Source organism: Campylobacter concisus, from assembly GCF_902460545.1.
Classification (GTDB): domain Bacteria; phylum Campylobacterota; class Campylobacteria; order Campylobacterales; family Campylobacteraceae; genus Campylobacter_A; species Campylobacter_A concisus_AE.
In genome coordinates this window covers 69,266-84,225 of the sequence record NZ_CABPUE010000001.1, presented here as the reverse complement: position 1 = coordinate 84,225, position 14,960 = coordinate 69,266, and the positions used below count along the sequence as shown (strand labels likewise).

The 14,960-nt window shown below is 36.8% G+C and carries 17 protein-coding genes and 1 other RNA gene; 5 read left to right on the top strand and 13 right to left on the bottom strand.

What is annotated here, in order from left to right:
• Nucleotides 1-41: 41 nt before the first annotated feature.
• Both rsmD and FZ949_RS00430 read right to left on the bottom strand, forming a co-directional pair.
• Nucleotides 42-608 (bottom strand): 16S rRNA (guanine(966)-N(2))-methyltransferase RsmD, encoded by a 567-nt coding sequence (gene rsmD / locus FZ949_RS00435; protein ID WP_103579798.1) that lies wholly within the window; start codon nt 606-608, stop codon nt 42-44.
• Nucleotides 605-949 (bottom strand): ornithine carbamoyltransferase, encoded by a 345-nt coding sequence (locus tag FZ949_RS00430; protein WP_103579797.1) that lies wholly within the window; start codon nt 947-949, stop codon nt 605-607. The genes rsmD and FZ949_RS00430 overlap by 4 nt, the downstream gene beginning before the upstream one ends.
• Before the next feature lie 120 nt (nt 950-1,069).
• Between FZ949_RS00430 and flaG the strand changes: the two genes are divergently transcribed.
• The 4 genes from flaG to FZ949_RS00410 are packed head-to-tail and all read left to right on the top strand — an operon-like array spanning nt 1,070 to nt 3,829.
• Complete coding sequence (gene flaG / locus FZ949_RS00425; RefSeq protein WP_103579796.1) at nt 1,070-1,465, top strand: flagella length regulator FlaG; 396 nt, start codon at nt 1,070-1,072, stop codon at nt 1,463-1,465.
• Nucleotides 1,466-1,467: 2 nt separating this feature from the next.
• The gene (gene fliD, locus FZ949_RS00420; protein ID WP_148789988.1) at nt 1,468-3,228 is read left to right on the top strand and encodes a flagellar filament capping protein FliD; all 1,761 of its coding nucleotides are present in this window, start codon (nt 1,468-1,470) and stop codon (nt 3,226-3,228) included.
• Between the two features lie 9 nt (nt 3,229-3,237).
• The gene (gene fliS, locus FZ949_RS00415; protein WP_035167483.1) at nt 3,238-3,609 is read left to right on the top strand and encodes a flagellar export chaperone FliS; all 372 of its coding nucleotides are present in this window, start codon (nt 3,238-3,240) and stop codon (nt 3,607-3,609) included.
• Nucleotides 3,602-3,829: a hypothetical protein gene (locus FZ949_RS00410; protein WP_084041079.1), complete on the top strand. Its 228-nt coding sequence runs from the start codon at nt 3,602-3,604 to the stop codon at nt 3,827-3,829. The genes fliS and FZ949_RS00410 overlap by 8 nt, the downstream gene beginning before the upstream one ends.
• A gap of 14 nt (nt 3,830-3,843) precedes the next feature.
• Here the strand turns inward: FZ949_RS00410 and rnpB are convergent.
• The 4 genes from rnpB to FZ949_RS00390 form a co-directional block, all read right to left on the bottom strand.
• Nucleotides 3,844-4,169: RNase P RNA component class A (gene rnpB / locus FZ949_RS00405), an RNA gene on the bottom strand.
• Between the two features lie 152 nt (nt 4,170-4,321).
• Nucleotides 4,322-4,939 (bottom strand): Type 1 glutamine amidotransferase-like domain-containing protein, encoded by a 618-nt coding sequence (locus tag FZ949_RS00400; protein ID WP_187424695.1) that lies wholly within the window; start codon nt 4,937-4,939, stop codon nt 4,322-4,324.
• 431 nt (nt 4,940-5,370) lie between these two features.
• Complete coding sequence (truD, locus tag FZ949_RS00395) at nt 5,371-6,495, bottom strand: tRNA pseudouridine(13) synthase TruD (RefSeq protein ID WP_148789986.1); 1,125 nt, start codon at nt 6,493-6,495, stop codon at nt 5,371-5,373.
• Entirely contained in the window at nt 6,473-7,294 is an 822-nt protein-coding gene (locus FZ949_RS00390) for a thiamine-phosphate kinase (RefSeq protein ID WP_148789985.1), read from the bottom strand. The genes truD and FZ949_RS00390 overlap by 23 nt, the downstream gene beginning before the upstream one ends.
• A 61-nt stretch (nt 7,295-7,355) precedes the next feature.
• On the opposite strand from FZ949_RS00390, the gene FZ949_RS00385 reads away from it, so the two are divergent.
• Nucleotides 7,356-8,369 carry an HdrB C-terminal domain-containing protein gene (locus FZ949_RS00385; protein ID WP_148789984.1) on the top strand — a complete coding sequence of 338 codons (1,014 nt, stop codon included), beginning with the start codon at nt 7,356-7,358 and terminating at the stop codon, nt 8,367-8,369.
• 10 nt (nt 8,370-8,379) lie between these two features.
• On the opposite strand, the gene FZ949_RS00380 is transcribed toward FZ949_RS00385, so the two are convergent.
• The 7 genes from FZ949_RS00380 to FZ949_RS00350 all read right to left on the bottom strand — a co-directional run bounded on the left by FZ949_RS00380 (nt 8,380) and on the right by FZ949_RS00350 (nt 14,845).
• A complete protein-coding gene (locus tag FZ949_RS00380; RefSeq protein ID WP_148789983.1) occupies nt 8,380-8,820 on the bottom strand; it encodes a hypothetical protein in 441 nt (146 codons plus the stop codon).
• On the bottom strand, nt 8,817-10,241 hold the full coding sequence (locus FZ949_RS00375; protein ID WP_148789982.1) for a Mur ligase family protein: 1,425 nt from the start codon (nt 10,239-10,241) through the stop codon (nt 8,817-8,819). Before FZ949_RS00375 ends, FZ949_RS00380 begins: the two co-directional genes overlap by 4 nt.
• On the bottom strand, nt 10,238-11,023 hold the full coding sequence (estV, locus tag FZ949_RS00370; RefSeq protein ID WP_103580383.1) for an EstV family lipase: 786 nt from the start codon (nt 11,021-11,023) through the stop codon (nt 10,238-10,240). The genes FZ949_RS00375 and estV overlap by 4 nt, the downstream gene beginning before the upstream one ends.
• Nucleotides 11,013-11,243, bottom strand: coding sequence for a type II toxin-antitoxin system Phd/YefM family antitoxin (locus FZ949_RS00365; RefSeq protein WP_087584583.1), 231 nt, complete (start codon nt 11,241-11,243; stop codon nt 11,013-11,015). The genes estV and FZ949_RS00365 overlap by 11 nt, the downstream gene beginning before the upstream one ends.
• A gap of 64 nt (nt 11,244-11,307) precedes the next feature.
• Nucleotides 11,308-12,348: a D-alanine--D-alanine ligase gene (locus tag FZ949_RS00360; protein WP_103580382.1), complete on the bottom strand. Its 1,041-nt coding sequence runs from the start codon at nt 12,346-12,348 to the stop codon at nt 11,308-11,310.
• Between the two features lie 11 nt (nt 12,349-12,359).
• The gene (gene ruvA / locus FZ949_RS00355) at nt 12,360-12,914 is read right to left on the bottom strand and encodes a Holliday junction branch migration protein RuvA (protein ID WP_087577129.1); all 555 of its coding nucleotides are present in this window, start codon (nt 12,912-12,914) and stop codon (nt 12,360-12,362) included.
• Between the two features lie 17 nt (nt 12,915-12,931).
• Entirely contained in the window at nt 12,932-14,845 is a 1,914-nt protein-coding gene (locus FZ949_RS00350) for a flagellar assembly protein A (protein ID WP_103580381.1), read from the bottom strand.
• Nucleotides 14,846-14,960: the final 115 nt, after the last annotated feature.

Below are 14,960 nucleotides of genomic sequence, written 5' to 3'. Positions count from 1 at the left end.
TTTAGGTTTTTAAAGCAAAAGATGTTCCAAATTTTTATAAATTATTGGAAGTAAGAGAGTGAAGTAGCTCCAAATTTTTTAAATTTTACAAGCTTATATGTAGAAATTTCATCGCTAAATTTAAAGTCGCTGTTGTGCTCAAAAACTATCATATAAATTTTCTCTTTTTTTAGCTGTGAGATTAAATTTAGAAGCTTTTCGTAGATATCATCAAAGCCAGCTCTTATATCAAAGGGCGGATCAAGGTAGAGCAAGACCTTGCCACTTTGAGAATTTACAAGATCAAGCAAGACAGAAAAGGTATCGCCATTTATCGCTTTTAAATTTGAGCACTCTAGGCTTTTAAGGTTGCTTTGCGTGATCTTAAAAGCGGCTCTATCTTTTTCGATAGCAATGGCCTCACGTGCTCCATTGCTAACGGCCTCACATGCCATTACGCCGCTTCCACCAAAGCCCTCTATAAATGTAAGCGAGTAAATTTCATCTCTAATGACGTTAAAAAAGGACTCTTTTACGATACTTTTTGTGCTTCTAGTCGTGCTTAGACTTGGTAGCTCAAGTCTTTTGCCTTTAAATTTACCACTTGAGATTCTAGTGTAAAGCTTCACTGATTTGCCCTTAGAATTTCAAGAAGATCGGCTTTAAATTTATCTATTAAAAGTGAAATTTTCTCTTCTAAGCCCTTTTCATTTTTAGCTTCATTTAGCCCATTTGCTTTTGAAATTTGCATAGCTGAGTAAAATTCTTCAAGCGTATCAAGAAGTGTTGTTTTGGTAAAAGGATGAGAAAGATGAGCATTTTTTCCTATTATAAATAGTGGTTTTTTTGTCGCAATCTCGCGGTCACTCACTACAAAATCACAATCCTTATGATGAGCAGCCAAATTTCCACAAAAAAGCAGCAATGTTTTTTGAAGTAAAATACACTCGCACTCAAATGAAATTTTCATATCTCTTCCTATAAATTTTTGCTCGATTTTAGCCTAAATAATCAAAAATTTATATAAACACTAAAGGATTTTAAAATTTTACCGATGTAGAAGCTAACGTAAGTTTTAAGGAGTAAAACTATGGAAATCTTTAAGGCAGCAGCAAATCAGGTACTAGATACGAGCATGAGCACATCCGCTCAACGTCAAATAGACAGCAGACCTATCGAGCATTCTGATGTTAAATTAAGTGCTGATAAAAACAATGAAACAAAAGACATTAACGAGTTAGACAGACTTAGCAACGAAGAGCTTGCCAAAAGAACAAGAGAGGTCACCGATAGACTGAACTATCAAATGCAGCAACTCGATACTAATGTAAGATTTGCTTACAATGAGAAGCTAAATTTAATGGTTGTGCAAGTAAAAGATGCTAAAACTGGCGAAGAGATAACACAACTTCCAAGCAAAGAAGCTATAAGAATAAGCGAGTATTTCAAAGAAAGCATAGGAATACTTTTTGACAAGGAGAGTTAATAATGGCAGTAGGTAACGTAACAAATTTAGGCTTAGGTACAAAAAATAGCGGCCTAAATGATGATCTTATCAAAAAGCTAAAAGAAGCAGACGAAGCAGGACAGATCAAGCCTTTAACAAAAAGGCTAGAAAGAAATGACCTAAAGCAAAAAGACCTTGCAGCGCTAAAAACTCTAGTTAGCAACGTAAATGTAAGTGGCAAAACGCTTGGCGGAGAGGCACTTTATCTAAAAAGAACTACAAATAACGCTGGCAAAAGCGTAACAGCCTCAGCGGCAAATGGCGTTAGCGTGCAAAATTTTAATATCGATGTGCAAAAACTTGCTCAAAAAGATACATTTCAAAGCTCAAATTTCAAAAACGCTTCAAACTTAGTAGGTGCGACAAATAACGGCTCTTTTGATGTTGAGATCGATGGACAAAAATTTTCTATTAGCGTAACTAGATCAACCACATATCAAGATATTGTAGACAAGATAAATGATATCAGTGGCGGTAAATTGCAAGCTAGAATTTTAAACGTTGGCGGAGATAAGCCAAATCAAATCATGCTTCAATCAGGCAACACTGGTGCTACGCAGACTATTAAATTTTCAAATGATACGGCTGGTGTTTTAGATAAGCTTGGCTGGGATAGTACACAGTTTCAGGATAAAGATGCAAATGGCACTCTACTAACAAATCCTGATGGCACACCAAAGATGACATCAAATTTTGAAAAGAATAGAATTTTAAAGGCACAAGATGCGGAATTTACATATAACGGAGTAAATGTAAAAAGAAGCAAAAACACCTTCAACGACTTAAGGCCGGGAATTTCTATTACATTAAATGAAACTGGTAAAACAAACGTAAGCGTCTCTCAAGATACAAAAGAAGTAATAAAAGCGGTTGAAGAATTTATAAAAGATTACAACCTAATGACCATGAACCTTGGTATAGCCACAAAATATGACGAGGAAAAGGGAGCTGGCACTTTCCAAGGTGTTAGCGAAATTTCAAGCTTAAGATCAAACATTGGTCGTCTTGTAAATGGACAAGATAGTGAAGGCAAAGCATTAAGCAAATATGGCATAGTGCCTGATAAAGACGGACAGCTTCAGCTTGATCTAAATAAGCTAAATGCAGCTCTTAGCAAAGATCCTGAAGAGATTCAGAAATTTTTCATGGGATCAAGCAAGATCGAGCCAATAAGCTATATGGGAGCATCGACTGTTAGTGCTGGAGCATTAGACATAAAAGCTGGTGATCTTACGATAAACGGCAAGTCAGTTACATTCTCAACTACAGCCACAGCCACAGCCGAAGAAAATGCACTAAAACTTCAACAAGCCATAAATGACGCTGGCATAACTGGAGTTACAGCCAGTCTTGATAACAGTGGCAAAAGAATCGTCTTAAAAAGAAGTGATGGTGAAAATATCGAAGTAAAAGGTAAAGCTCCTGCTCTAACGACTCTAGGCATGAGCGAAGCAACTGTAAATTCAGTAACTAAAAAAACAGATGGGCTATTTACAAAGCTAGCTAAAATGCTTGATGGTGTCGTTGGTAAAAAAGGCACAATGATCGCTATGCAAAATCAGCTAAAAGACGAAAACGAGTCGATCACAAAAAATAAAGAGAGCACACAAAAGCTTTTAGATGAAAAGTACACAACAATGCAAGAGCGTTTTATAAAATACAACGCTATCATCGCAAGCTTAGAAAATCAGTTCTCGACACTAAAATCAATGATCGATGCAGAGATAAATAGCAGAAAATAAGAGAGAAAGATGAATCAAAGTGCATATAGTGCATACGCACAGTCTAGTTTTGGGGGCATTGAGTCCCCAACTAAATTAATAGAAATGCTTTATGACGGGATTTTAAAATTTATATTTCGTACAAAAAAGGCGATAGAAGCTGGAGATATAGAGAAAAAAGTTTATTATATAAATAGAACAAACGCTATTTTTGTTGAGCTTTTAAATTCGCTTGATTATTCTCAAGGCGACGTAGCCCACTATCTTAGCGGCCTTTATACAAGACAGATGCAGCTTCTTGCTATGGCAAATATACAAAACGATATCGCAGCTTTAAATGAAGTAACCAATGTTGTAAAGCAACTATCTGAAGCATGGAGGGAGGTAACTTCAGGTGAATAGTTGGATCAATGAATTTAAATTAGCATTGATAAACGAAGACACGAGCAAGATAGCTGCTTTATCACAAAATTTTAGTGAGGATATGTTTACAAGCCTAGCTTCAGCACAGGAAGCACAAGCACTAATTGGCGGCGCAATAGAGCTTTTAAAAAGCAAGTCTTCGCACATCCAAAATGAGCTTATAAAACTACAAAAAGCTCAAAAATACGTAACAAACTAATCAATTTTTATAAATTTAAAGGCACGGCGTTAAGCCGAGTTCTGTCTTGAGCGATCATTTATCTACGCTTGCTTTTACAAACAAGCTCTAGCGAAGGGTTTTAATATAAGACCAAAACCATCCCTTCTTGCTGCAGGTTGGGTTTATATGGCCACGCAAGTTACCAAGCGTGCCGGTGGGCTCTTACTCCGCCGTTTCACCTTTACCGCCAAAGCGGAAGTCTACTTTCTGTTACACTATCCCTTAGGTTTCCCTAGCCATCCGTTAGATGGAACCTTGTCTTATCACAGCTCGGACTTTCCTCTTTTGTAAAAACAAAAGCGATCGCTTACCGTGCCAGAGCGAAATTATAGCGCCTTTGGCTTAAATTTCTAGTTTTTAAAACTTTAAACTTTATGTTCTTTTATTTAAAAGGCAGATTTGCAAGCAAATAGAGTGCTTTAAGTAAATATTTAGCGTATATTTTTATAAAAGAACGTATAAAAATTTATCTCAAAGCGCAATAAATTCAGCATTATTTATAGGTCGTAAATCATACAAGTTCCCAAATTTCTCCATTATCTCGCGCGTGGCCTGCATAAAAGGCTCGCAGCCAAAGTGCGGTACGACGCAAAAATCAACCAAATTTAACCCTGCAAAATCGCTCATATTTGGGCTATTTTCATCCATAAGCGTAGCATATCTTGTATCTGGTGCGGCCACGATTGCTCCCGCCGACTCACCGATATAAATTTTGCCCGCTTTTACTGCATTTTTTATAGCTTGGGCGGCGCACGATTTTCGCAGCTCGTTAAGCAGATAAAACGTATTTCCGCCGCTAACGTAAATGATGTCGCACTGACTAATGGTAGATAAAATTTTATCTTCACAAGATGGCTCATCTTGGCTAGATACTAGCGCTGCCGAATCCTTGGCGCAAGAGACGTCAAGGCGTCTTAGCTTTGCGCCAAATTTTTCTAAAATCTCCACCGCTTCATCTATATAAAAATTTACCTCTTCAAATTTTGCTGCCGTATCGATAAAAACAATATCTTTGCCTTGAAATTTTACCACTTCATTAATCTTGCTCGCAATCTCCGAAAAATAAGAACAAAGAAAAATATTCGCCATTTTTAATCCCTTTAAAATATAAATTTGCAAACTCATTATATCTAAACGAGTCTAGAAATGCTTGTATTTCATGTCGCTCGCGTCTTGCTCCACGGATAAAATTTAGTGATGTTAAGATATGGGTCTTAGTGAACAAATTTGAGCTTAAAACGACAAGGCAAAGTTTTTGCCCCATTTTGCTCACAGCTTTTAAAAAGCGTTAGGCAAGGCAGATTTTGATTTGTGAAATTTAAACTTGAAAGTTAAGGCGAAGTTTTGCGAGATGGTTTTAAATGTTTTATGTGCCACTATGCTCGTAGCTAAACAAAAGAAGTAAATTTCGTCCAAAAATAAGGCATACAGCCTATCGCAGAGCAAAATTTATGCTCTACTTGCTTTTGCCAGCATAGACGCAAAGCCATTTAAAAGCATTTACGAGACGAGTCGCCGCTCTACTCAAAGATATTTTTGTGCAAAATTTCTTCTAGCACCACCGTCGCGTAGCTTCCTTTTTGCAGCGTGAAATTTATCGTAAAGTGCGCTTTTTCCTCGTTGTATTTATAGCTTGCATCCTCCAAATAACACCACGCAAAGCGCCTAGATCCCGTCATTTTAGCTTTATATTCGTTTGCCTGCGCGAAAATTTGATCCTCTACCGCCCTAGCCGCGCCCTGTGCCTCATACGCCTTCGCGCCCGCTATTAGCCCGCAGCTAGTGATATCTCTAGCGTCAAAGCGCGCGCTCTCCGCGTCCAAATCCTCGCACAAAAAGCACTTGCCGTGCGGGTAGTGACCCAAAACTTCGCCCTCTATCAGCTTAAAAAATCTCTTTTGCGATTTTAAATTTTTCAAATTTTCGCCACCCAGATACGGGTAAATTTGAGCTAGCTCGCCTAGGCTAAAATCCTGCGCGAACCTCGAAATCTCCACGCGTTTGCTAAGCCAACGGTTAAAAAGATCGCTTTGATATGCCGAGATCAAAAAGTCGTTTAGCTTTACATTTTTACTCTTTTTGCCGTTTATTGTCCCGTTTTTAAGTAGCTCCAGGCCAGTTTCGGCATTGTCGCCAAATTTACCAAAACGCTGATAGCCAAAATAGTTTGCATAGCCCATTTTATCGATACTAACAAATGCTTGCTCTAGCTTTTTGGCATTACTTGGCAGCACCTTTTTTAAGCGGATAAAAAAGCTATTTCCCTTTAGATGTCCGATGCGAAGCTTATTTTTATGCACATTTAGGCTTAAAATTTTCATCTTTTCGTGGCTAAAGTTTGCTAGATTGCTCTCAAATTTGCGTGGCATAGAGATAAACTGCGTCGTCATGCCCTGCTTGTCCTTTAGCCCAGCATAGCCAAAGTCGCGCATCTTAGCTCCAGTGACCTCACTTAAGACGTGCAAGGCCTCTTGTGTCGTCATATCTTTTTTAGAAATTTCAACGATCAAGTGCTCGCCATCCCCGCTAAACTCGTAAAGTGGTATCTCGCGCACGACAAAATCATCTGAATTTTTAGAAAAGTAAGCCTCTATGGGCGCATGAGTGAGTGCATAAAGTGGCTTAAAAGTGGTGGTTTCTTGCATTTTGTTTTAACCTTTTATTTGAAATTTTTGCAAAGACGTTAATCTTTGTCCGTGTTTTTGCGGCAATCCTTTTGATAGCGTTTAAATTTTTAGGACTAAAAGTAAATAAAATTTCATACTCTTCACCGCTACTAAGCTCAAATTTACTTAGCTTTTTTGTAAATTTAGCACCCTTTTTGTTAGCCTTTAAAAGCTTAGCAAAATCTGCATTTAGCCCATCTGAGATATCCATAGCGGAGTTTACAAGATGAGCTGCTTTGTAGAAAAATTTATCTCTTAAAATAGGCTTTTTAAATCGTGAATTTTTTGAAATTTGAGCTAGCCTTAGAAGCGAATTTAGCCCCTTTTTGCTACCTCCAAGCTCGCCCGTAAAAGCTACCAGATCGCCGTATTTTGCATTTTTCCTAAGCACAGCTTTGCCATTTAGCTCGCCAATTACACTAACGCTTATATTTAAAATTTTGCTACTTATCGTGTCGCCACCGATTATCTTTACGCCAAGCTCCTCGCACGCTCTGTTTATGCCACCGCTTAGCTCTTTGATTTGCTGCGGCGAAAAATTCTTTGGCAAGCTAAGTCCAAGAAGCGCAAATTTTGGTCTAGCATTCATCACGATCGTATCTGAAAAATTTACGATCATCGCCTTATAGCCGACCTCTTCAAGGCTTAGCCAGCCATGCCTAAAGTGCGAGTTTTCAGCAAAGATATCCTTGCTAAAGACATGCTTGCCAATCACAGCTGCGTCATCGCCAATATAAGCGTTACCAAAGCATTCAATCGTGAAATTTTCTTTATCCATCGGGCCATTATAATGAAACTCCTTTTAATTTTAGGATAAAATAAGCCAAAAAAGGAGCCAAATGCAAAAAATAGAAATTTTTAGATTTAATGCAAAAAAGGATATTTTGTCGTATTTCAAACCATATTTTTTAGAAATTTTAGATTACGCAAACCTTGATGAACTATTTTTGCATATTAAAAAGATTGATCCGTATTTTCAGCCAACAACTGGCTTTGTGAAAGTAAATGATGTCGTAGTGAGCACCGCTGAACCATTAGTAAATTTATATGAGAAATTTGTAGGCGAGCTTGTGATTTCGCCACTTGATGAAAAAAGAGCAGTTTTAGATCTTGAGATAAATGATGATGATTTTTGGGAGAAATTTAAGCCATTTGATAAATTTTGTGATCAAACAGACAAAGAATTTTATGCGAGTTTAAAGTCATATTTTTATGCTGATTTTGTGAGAAAATACGAGCCAAATTTTATAGGTGCAGCAGCCATCATACTAGCTCATCATCTTTATAAAAAAGAAAAAAATGATGAGATCATGAGGCTTATCAACAATGAAAATGGCATTTTGATAGCTTGCAAGATTGATGATTTTATCTTTAGCGGAAGCGAAATTTATACCAAAGCGATTAGGTTTTTTAAAGAAATTTTAGGGATAAAGGAGGATGAAACCTCAAAAAATGAGCTTGAAAAGATAAAGAGCTTGGATAAATTTAAAGAGTTCAAAATAGCCGTAAGCGATAAAATCCCTATAAATTTAGATAAATTTAGAGCAAATTTTATAAATCTAAACAATAAATTTCCTTGTGGATTTGAGCTTTTAAAAGTAAACGAAAAGCTTGCATTTGCACTTGCAAGCAAGACCATCTTTAATGCGTTTGATAGCGGGGCTGATTTTTTACTAGCTAGCAATGATGCTGAGTTTTATATGTTTGACACGCTTTCAAAAAAGCTTGAAAAATTTGCAAACAGAAGTTTGCAGGATTTTTATATTTTAAGAGTTAGCGAACTGATCGAGCTTGAAAATGGCAAAATTCCAGCAAGCCTAAAAGAGCATACGCTAAAAGTAAATCTAGTCTAACCTAAAAAATTTATTTTTGCAAAGTTGCATTTTGCTCACTTAAGGCTTCTTCTTTTTCATCTTCTTGCCTTATCTCATCGTACCTTGCTTTGGCGTTTTCATAAACACCAGCTGGCAGGCTTATGTTTAAATCGTCCCTTAAGCTCATCACATCATCACAAGCATTTTGATAGCCAAGGTCGCAGCTTTTCATATAATAACTCACTCCAAGCTCGATATTTGAGTTCTTTTTTAGATCATTATCCATCTGCTCGTTTATCTCTTCATTTACAAACATATCACCCAAAGCCTCGCATGAAAGCACATCTTTTTGCTCACAACCATCATAAAAAATTTCATATGCAGTTGCGTAATCTCCGGCATTTAGTGCCTCAATGCCTCTGTCATAATCATCAATATCAAAGCCAAATGCCAAATTTAAAGCTAGGATTAAAAAAACTATCTTTTTCATATAAAGCTCGGTGCGTCGTTTGAAAATAGTATGAGATCGCCAGCACGCGTATTTTGAGCTAGAATTTCTTGCATTTTATTTTTATCCTTTAAAATGATGATCTTTGGCTTTATTATGTGTTTTAGCAAAACTTCGGCATTTAGCGAGCTTGTAATGATGACAAGGTCGAAAATTTCATTTATTACCTTGGCTAAATTTGCATTTTGCTCCGCATCACTCTCGACAATGCCTGGTGTTAGCAGAACTTTTCTACCAGCGTAGGTGCTTACAAGCTCGTAGCTAGCGCTCATACCTGAGAAATTTCCATTAAAGCTATCATCAATTATTAGCTTACCACCAGCCTCGATCTTGCTTAGGCGGTGCTCGACGTTTTTCATCTTAGATAGAGCACTATTTATCGCCTCATTGCTCATCTTTAGGTACTTTGCCACCTTGATACAAACGGCTAAATTTGTAGCGTTAAATTTGCCAAGTAGCGGCGAAGCGTAACTCTTGTTATCAAGTATAAAAGAAATTCCATCTAAATTTGCATTTATATCTTTCAGACTCTCATCGTAAATTTCTAAATTTTGGCTTGGCTCTTTCTTTGTCGAGCTATGTAAAAATGCCATTTGCAAACGAGCGCTTTGAAGTGCTTCAAGCTTGGTATAGCGGATATTATCAAGTGTTTTAAAATATTCAATGTGTTGCGCGCCGATCTCGCCTACGATGACGATTTGCGGGTTTAGAAATTTAGTGATCTCTAGGATGTCGCCCTTTAGCCTAGCGCCTGCTTCTGCAATATAAATTTGCGTTTGTTCGCTTAAATTTTCATTGATGTCTTTGATGATGCCAGCCATTGTATTTACACTGCGAGGCGTTTTGTAGCAGGCAAAGCTATCTTTTAAAATTTCAAATAGGAAATTTTTGATACTAGTTTTACCGTAGCTTGCTGTGATCAAGATGATTTTTAGATCTTTATTTGCGCCCAGTTTTTTAAGTGCCTTGTTTTTAAAGCCTTGAAATTTAATCTTTTCTAAAATTTCACTAAAAAATAGGCTCACAACCAAGACAAAAAGTGGCATCGGAGCTAAAAGTACCCTGTGAATGATAAAATTTAAAGCGTAGTTTAAGATGGTAGCACAAGCAAGGATTACAAAAAAGTGCTTGATCCTACCAGTAATTACTAGCTTTTTATCAAGTTTTTTGTGCCAAAGATAAAGCGCTGGCAAAAGCGCAAAGTAAAAATAGATAAAAAACCACTTACCAGTCGTGTAAAAAAGCACCAACGGCACGATAAAGAAAAAGACGTGCCAAGCAGGCTTTGTGAAGTGAAAGAGCACGCGCTCAGGCCTATATGAAAACCACTGAAAGCAAGTAATCACATAAAAAGCGAGCGCAAAGATAAATAAAACTGTGCTTATGCTTAAAAATATATTCATCTTATCTCCTCGATCCCGCTCTCATCGTCATCTATCACAACATTTTTTGCTTCATTTGGCTCAAAATTTATCCCTTTTTCTATCTCGTCACTTATAAATTTAGCGTGGAGCAAAAAGAAAAAGTGATCGCCATTAAGTGGAAAAAATGAGCTATCTTTTATGAGCTTATGTATGCTCTCTCCGCTTGTTACGGGCGTTGCCTTGTCATTTTCGCCCCAAAATATCAAAGCCTTGCCACCAAAGCTGGCAAAATGCTTTGCAAAATCCTCATCAACAACGTTTTTTAGGGTCTCATACATCACTCTACTCATACCGCTTACATCTTTTGTAGCAAAGAGTTTATAAAATTTTCCAAATCCAAAAAGCTTAAAAATTTTAAAAATAGCGATCTTTGCGCGCACGATAAATGGCTTTTTGACAACTATGCCAGCTGAGCTTAAAAGCACAAGATATTGCGGTTTTAGAAGCGTTGCGACCTTGCCGCCAAAGCTATGACCTACGACGATATCTGGCTTTATGCCAAGCTCGGCGCAAAAATTTTCAACAATTTTTGCATAATCACTTGTTTTTAACGGATCAGTAATTGAGCTTTTACCAAAGCCTGGCATGTCGATATAGACATGGCAAAACTCGTTTAGATAGTGCCCAAATGCCTTTTTCATTATCTCTTTATTAGCACCCCAGCCGTGCAAGAAAAGCACTATTTTTTTGCATTTTGGATTTACTACTTCGTAGCTGATCTCATACTCATTTGAGCCGTACTTTACCGCCCTACTCGCCATCGTTTTCTCTCTTTTTAGCAGCGTAAATACTCTCAAGCACGCTTACTGCTTCGCAAAGGCGCTCATACTCTTCCATATTTAAAAGCACTGCTTCAAATTTATTATTTTTAACAATGACCGCTCTTTTTAATTCATTAGCTCCCACGCGAGAGAGCACTGAACTAAAATTTCTAACCACTTCAGTTGCTGTATAAATTTCGTCTTTTGTAAAAGTTACCATTGTCGCTCTTTGTGTAAAATTTTACGTAAAATATCACAAACTACTTTATAATCTACTAAATGGCTTAAATTTTTCCGCGACCTTTTACTGAAGTGATCGAGTTTATAAAGCTATAATTGATCTTTATATTACGCTCTCTTGGAAGTGAGTTTGCAAGAGCATTTAATGTGCTCTCAAAATCCTCAAATAGATAGTTTGCAAGGCTTCCTGGATTTGGATTTATCTCATTTAGATAGACCTCATCATCTATCACAAAAAAGTCGCATCTAATGATCGCTCCGTCAAATCCACAATCATAAATTTTTGAAAAGTTAAATTTAAGCTTTTGCTTTAGCTCTTCAGAAATTTCAGCCTCTTTTACCTTGTTTTCATTTGAAAAGCTAAGATATTTCTGCTCGTAGTCAAGAAATTCTTTCTTTTTTGGCTCTTCGATGATAGAAAATTTTATCTTTCCATCTATCTTACAGCCTGCAAGGTTGTACTCTTTTACTCCCTTTATAAAAGGCTCGACAAGCACATCTTTATCAAATTCAAATGCCACGTCTTTTGCATAAGCTAGCTCACTGGCGTCATGCACTATGTTTACACCTATGCTACTTCCAAGTCTTGCTGGCTTTAAGATAATAGGATAGTGAAATTTTGGCTGGCTCTCACGAGTTAGCATCTCATAGTCAAGCGCCTTTATGCCAGCCTTTTGTGCTAGAAATTTAGTAAGCTCTTTGTTGTAGCTAAGCGCACTTACTTCAAGCCTTGGGCCTATATATTTTATGCCGTAAAAGTCAAAAAGTGCTGCTATCTTGCCATCTTCGCCGTCCATGCCGTGGATCAAATTTATAATGACATCGCACTCTACTTTTTTATCGCCAAAGAGAGAGTGTATGAAAAATCCACCCTTAGACAAAATGAGCTTTTTTGAATTTTTGTATTTACCAGAGCTAAAGAAATTTGCTCTCATATCTTTTTGCTCGATAAGATAAAAATCTCTATTTGCATCACAAAATACAAATTTTAGCTCTTGTTTTAGGACATTTTTTAAAACTATCGCACTAACTATACTTATCTCATGTTCAAAACTTTTAGCTCCAAATACCACACCTAAATTCATCTTTTTAATCCTTATCCTAATTTTTTCAATGCTTCTTTTATAAGATCACTCGTGTTTTCACTCTTACAATCAGGCAAAATTTTTACTATCTTCTCACGTTTAAAGCCAAGCGCCTCAAGTGCCAAAAGCGCTTCGTTTTGGTAGCTTGGCACGCTCTCATCACTTATTAGTTTTGCGTCACTTAGCTCAGCTATAATGCGTCTAGCAGTCTTTGGTCCGATACCTGGCACACTTTTAAAGGTGTCTGCATCACCGCTTATTATGGCGTTTGTAAATGCTTGCGAGCTAAGACTTGAGCAAACTGCCATAGCCGTGCTAGCTCCGATGCCATTTAATTTAATAAGCATCTCAAACATCTTTTGCTCATTTGCATCCAAAAAGCCATAGAGTAAATTTGCGTCCTCTCTTATGATCTGCGTTATGGCAAGCTCGACTTTTTCTCCCTTGCTAAGCTTGGCTGAGCAAAAAAGTGAGATAAAAATTCCATAGCTTACGCCGCTATTTGTCTTAAGTATCACAAATGCGGGATCTTTTCTGCTGACGATACCTTCGATCGCTTTTATCATCATTTAACCTTTTATTCTTAAAAATTTGTATCTGTGTAGTCTTCTAATCTATTTGACTTTTTGATCTTATACTCAGCCTCATCGCCATCGCCGATCTTCTCCAAAGTAATAGCATGCGCGGTTTCATTTTGCTTTGAGATATAAGTGACATTTTGCGGAGGATCAACGATAACAAATCTAATCTCATTTAGTTCAACCCAGTTGCCTCTATTTATCACTTTTGCAGAAAATATTCCATTTTGCATTATCTCAAGCTCATCTTTTAGAGTAGCTAACAACTCTTTTTTATCCTTAAAAATTTTTAGCAAAGTGTTGTATTCATTGACTAAACCTTGATACTCTTTTAGCTTTTTCATGAAGGTAACTGGCGGTATCACTTTAGCTTTTGAGAGCTCTTCTACCTTTGCTTTTATGGTATAAATCGAGTCTTTATTTTCATTTATGACATTTTTCTTTGTTTCAATATTTTTTAGAAGAGAGGCAAGCTCTGCTTTTGTATATTCGATCTTATTTAATTGCTCTTGCGTAGCCTCAGCACTCTCAGGCATTTTGCTAGTATCGATTATAAATTTATTATCAGTGCCTCTTAGATATCTTACGTCTATTAAGTGTGAAGCTGTGATAGTGCAGTTTGAGCCAAGCGTATTTATTTGGATATTTTGAGCAGTTATAGAGCCACCAACGACGCTATTTATCTTAACTCTTTTTGCTACGACATTTCCGCCTTCTAGCCTATCTATCTCGACATTTTCAGCTTCAACCTTACCGATGTGGATAGAAATTTTTGCATTCTTTGCATAAATTTTAGCCTTTTGGTGTGTTTGACCGCCGATTATTACTTCATTTGCTTTAACCATCGCATTTGCACCGACATTTCCTTTAACCTCGATCTCGTCAGCCTCCACGATGATACCAGTGCCGATGGCATCTTTTATAGTATCAGTTTCCCTAACCACCAAAGTCACATTTGTATCAGTGCCTGCTTGAATAGAGCCAGTTGTTTTAAAATTTGCTTCATTTATCTCTATACGCTCTTCAATATCAAATGAGCCATTTTTCTCAACTACATATCCTGATTTTTTAGCGATATATATTATGCTATCGTCATTTTCTACTCTCTCTATATTTTCGCTTATACTTATCTCTTTGTCAGTATCTTCTTTTGGCTTTTCTACTGCTAATAATTTACCTCTCGCATCACGGCCATTTTGCCCTTCGTGAGACTTTTTCTCTTCCATTATCACTTCATCTTGTGCTACACCAAAAACAAAACCTCTATCAGCGTAATCAACCTTGTCTTCCTCTTTTATCGCATCAAGTTTATCTTTGTAGTAGTAAAGTATCTTTGCATCGGTAGCTTTTTTTGGATTTATACCTTGTGTTATGTTTAGTATGTAGTCTTTATCAAGTTCGCCCTTTACATGCACAACTGAGGCTATTTGTTTTAGCTCATCTTTTAGTTTGCCGATCCTTATACCTATTAAAATTTGAGCTTTCATAAGCTGTTTGGCGATATATTCAAAAAGCTTATCTTCATAATGCTGTTCGTATTCACAATCTTTTGTGGCTTTTACCTTTGCGACTACTTTTGTAACTGTTGAATTTACACCGATTTCTATCTTTGGAAGCTTTGGCACAGCATTTAGCCTAACATCAAAAAATTCCACGTCATAGACCTGCTCGATCTCTAGTGTCTCGTCAAGATAAAATGCATTATCATCAAAAAAGTCTAAATTTTCTTCAGGGACAAAAACTGGCTCTTCATTATCTTTATTTTTATAATAAGTCAAAATATCTAAAATTTTAAAATCTATAAATTCTACCGGTACGCTGTATTGTTTGCTTAGTTCTTTAAGCGATATATAAGGCGTTGAAGTTTGAATTTGCGTTGGCGGTAAAAATCTCTCGTTTTCTTGCACGTTCTCGCTCAAAATTGATCCATTTCACATAAAATTTGGCTCTTATTATCGCCAAAATTTTATTAAATTTGGGTTATGTAAGCTTTAAAGCATCTTTTGTTACTATTGCGTTTTCAAATTTAATTTA

Bases quoted from the DNA above. Each gene is read 5' to 3' on its own strand.
- FZ949_RS00375 (WP_148789982.1), bottom strand. From the start codon at position 10,241: ATGAATATATTTTTAAGCATAAGCACAGTTTTATTTATCTTTGCGCTC.
- FZ949_RS00380 (WP_148789983.1), bottom strand. From the start codon at position 8,820: ATGAAAAAGATAGTTTTTTTAATCCTAGCTTTAAATTTGGCATTTGGC.
- estV (WP_103580383.1), bottom strand. From the start codon at position 11,023: ATGGCGAGTAGGGCGGTAAAGTACGGCTCAAATGAGTATGAGATCAGC.
- FZ949_RS00390 (WP_148789985.1), bottom strand. From the start codon at position 7,294: ATGGATAAAGAAAATTTCACGATTGAATGCTTTGGTAACGCTTATATT.
- ruvA (WP_087577129.1), bottom strand. From the start codon at position 12,914: ATGATAAAAGCGATCGAAGGTATCGTCAGCAGAAAAGATCCCGCATTT.
- flaG (WP_103579796.1), top strand. From the start codon at position 1,070: ATGGAAATCTTTAAGGCAGCAGCAAATCAGGTACTAGATACGAGCATG.
- FZ949_RS00385 (WP_148789984.1), top strand. From the start codon at position 7,356: ATGCAAAAAATAGAAATTTTTAGATTTAATGCAAAAAAGGATATTTTG.
- fliD (WP_148789988.1), top strand. From the start codon at position 1,468: ATGGCAGTAGGTAACGTAACAAATTTAGGCTTAGGTACAAAAAATAGC.
- truD (WP_148789986.1), bottom strand. From the start codon at position 6,495: ATGCAAGAAACCACCACTTTTAAGCCACTTTATGCACTCACTCATGCG.
- FZ949_RS00360 (WP_103580382.1), bottom strand. From the start codon at position 12,348: ATGAATTTAGGTGTGGTATTTGGAGCTAAAAGTTTTGAACATGAGATA.
- FZ949_RS00400 (WP_187424695.1), bottom strand. From the start codon at position 4,939: ATGGCGAATATTTTTCTTTGTTCTTATTTTTCGGAGATTGCGAGCAAG.
- FZ949_RS00430 (WP_103579797.1), bottom strand. From the start codon at position 949: ATGAAAATTTCATTTGAGTGCGAGTGTATTTTACTTCAAAAAACATTG.
- fliS (WP_035167483.1), top strand. From the start codon at position 3,238: ATGAATCAAAGTGCATATAGTGCATACGCACAGTCTAGTTTTGGGGGC.
- FZ949_RS00365 (WP_087584583.1), bottom strand. From the start codon at position 11,243: ATGGTAACTTTTACAAAAGACGAAATTTATACAGCAACTGAAGTGGTT.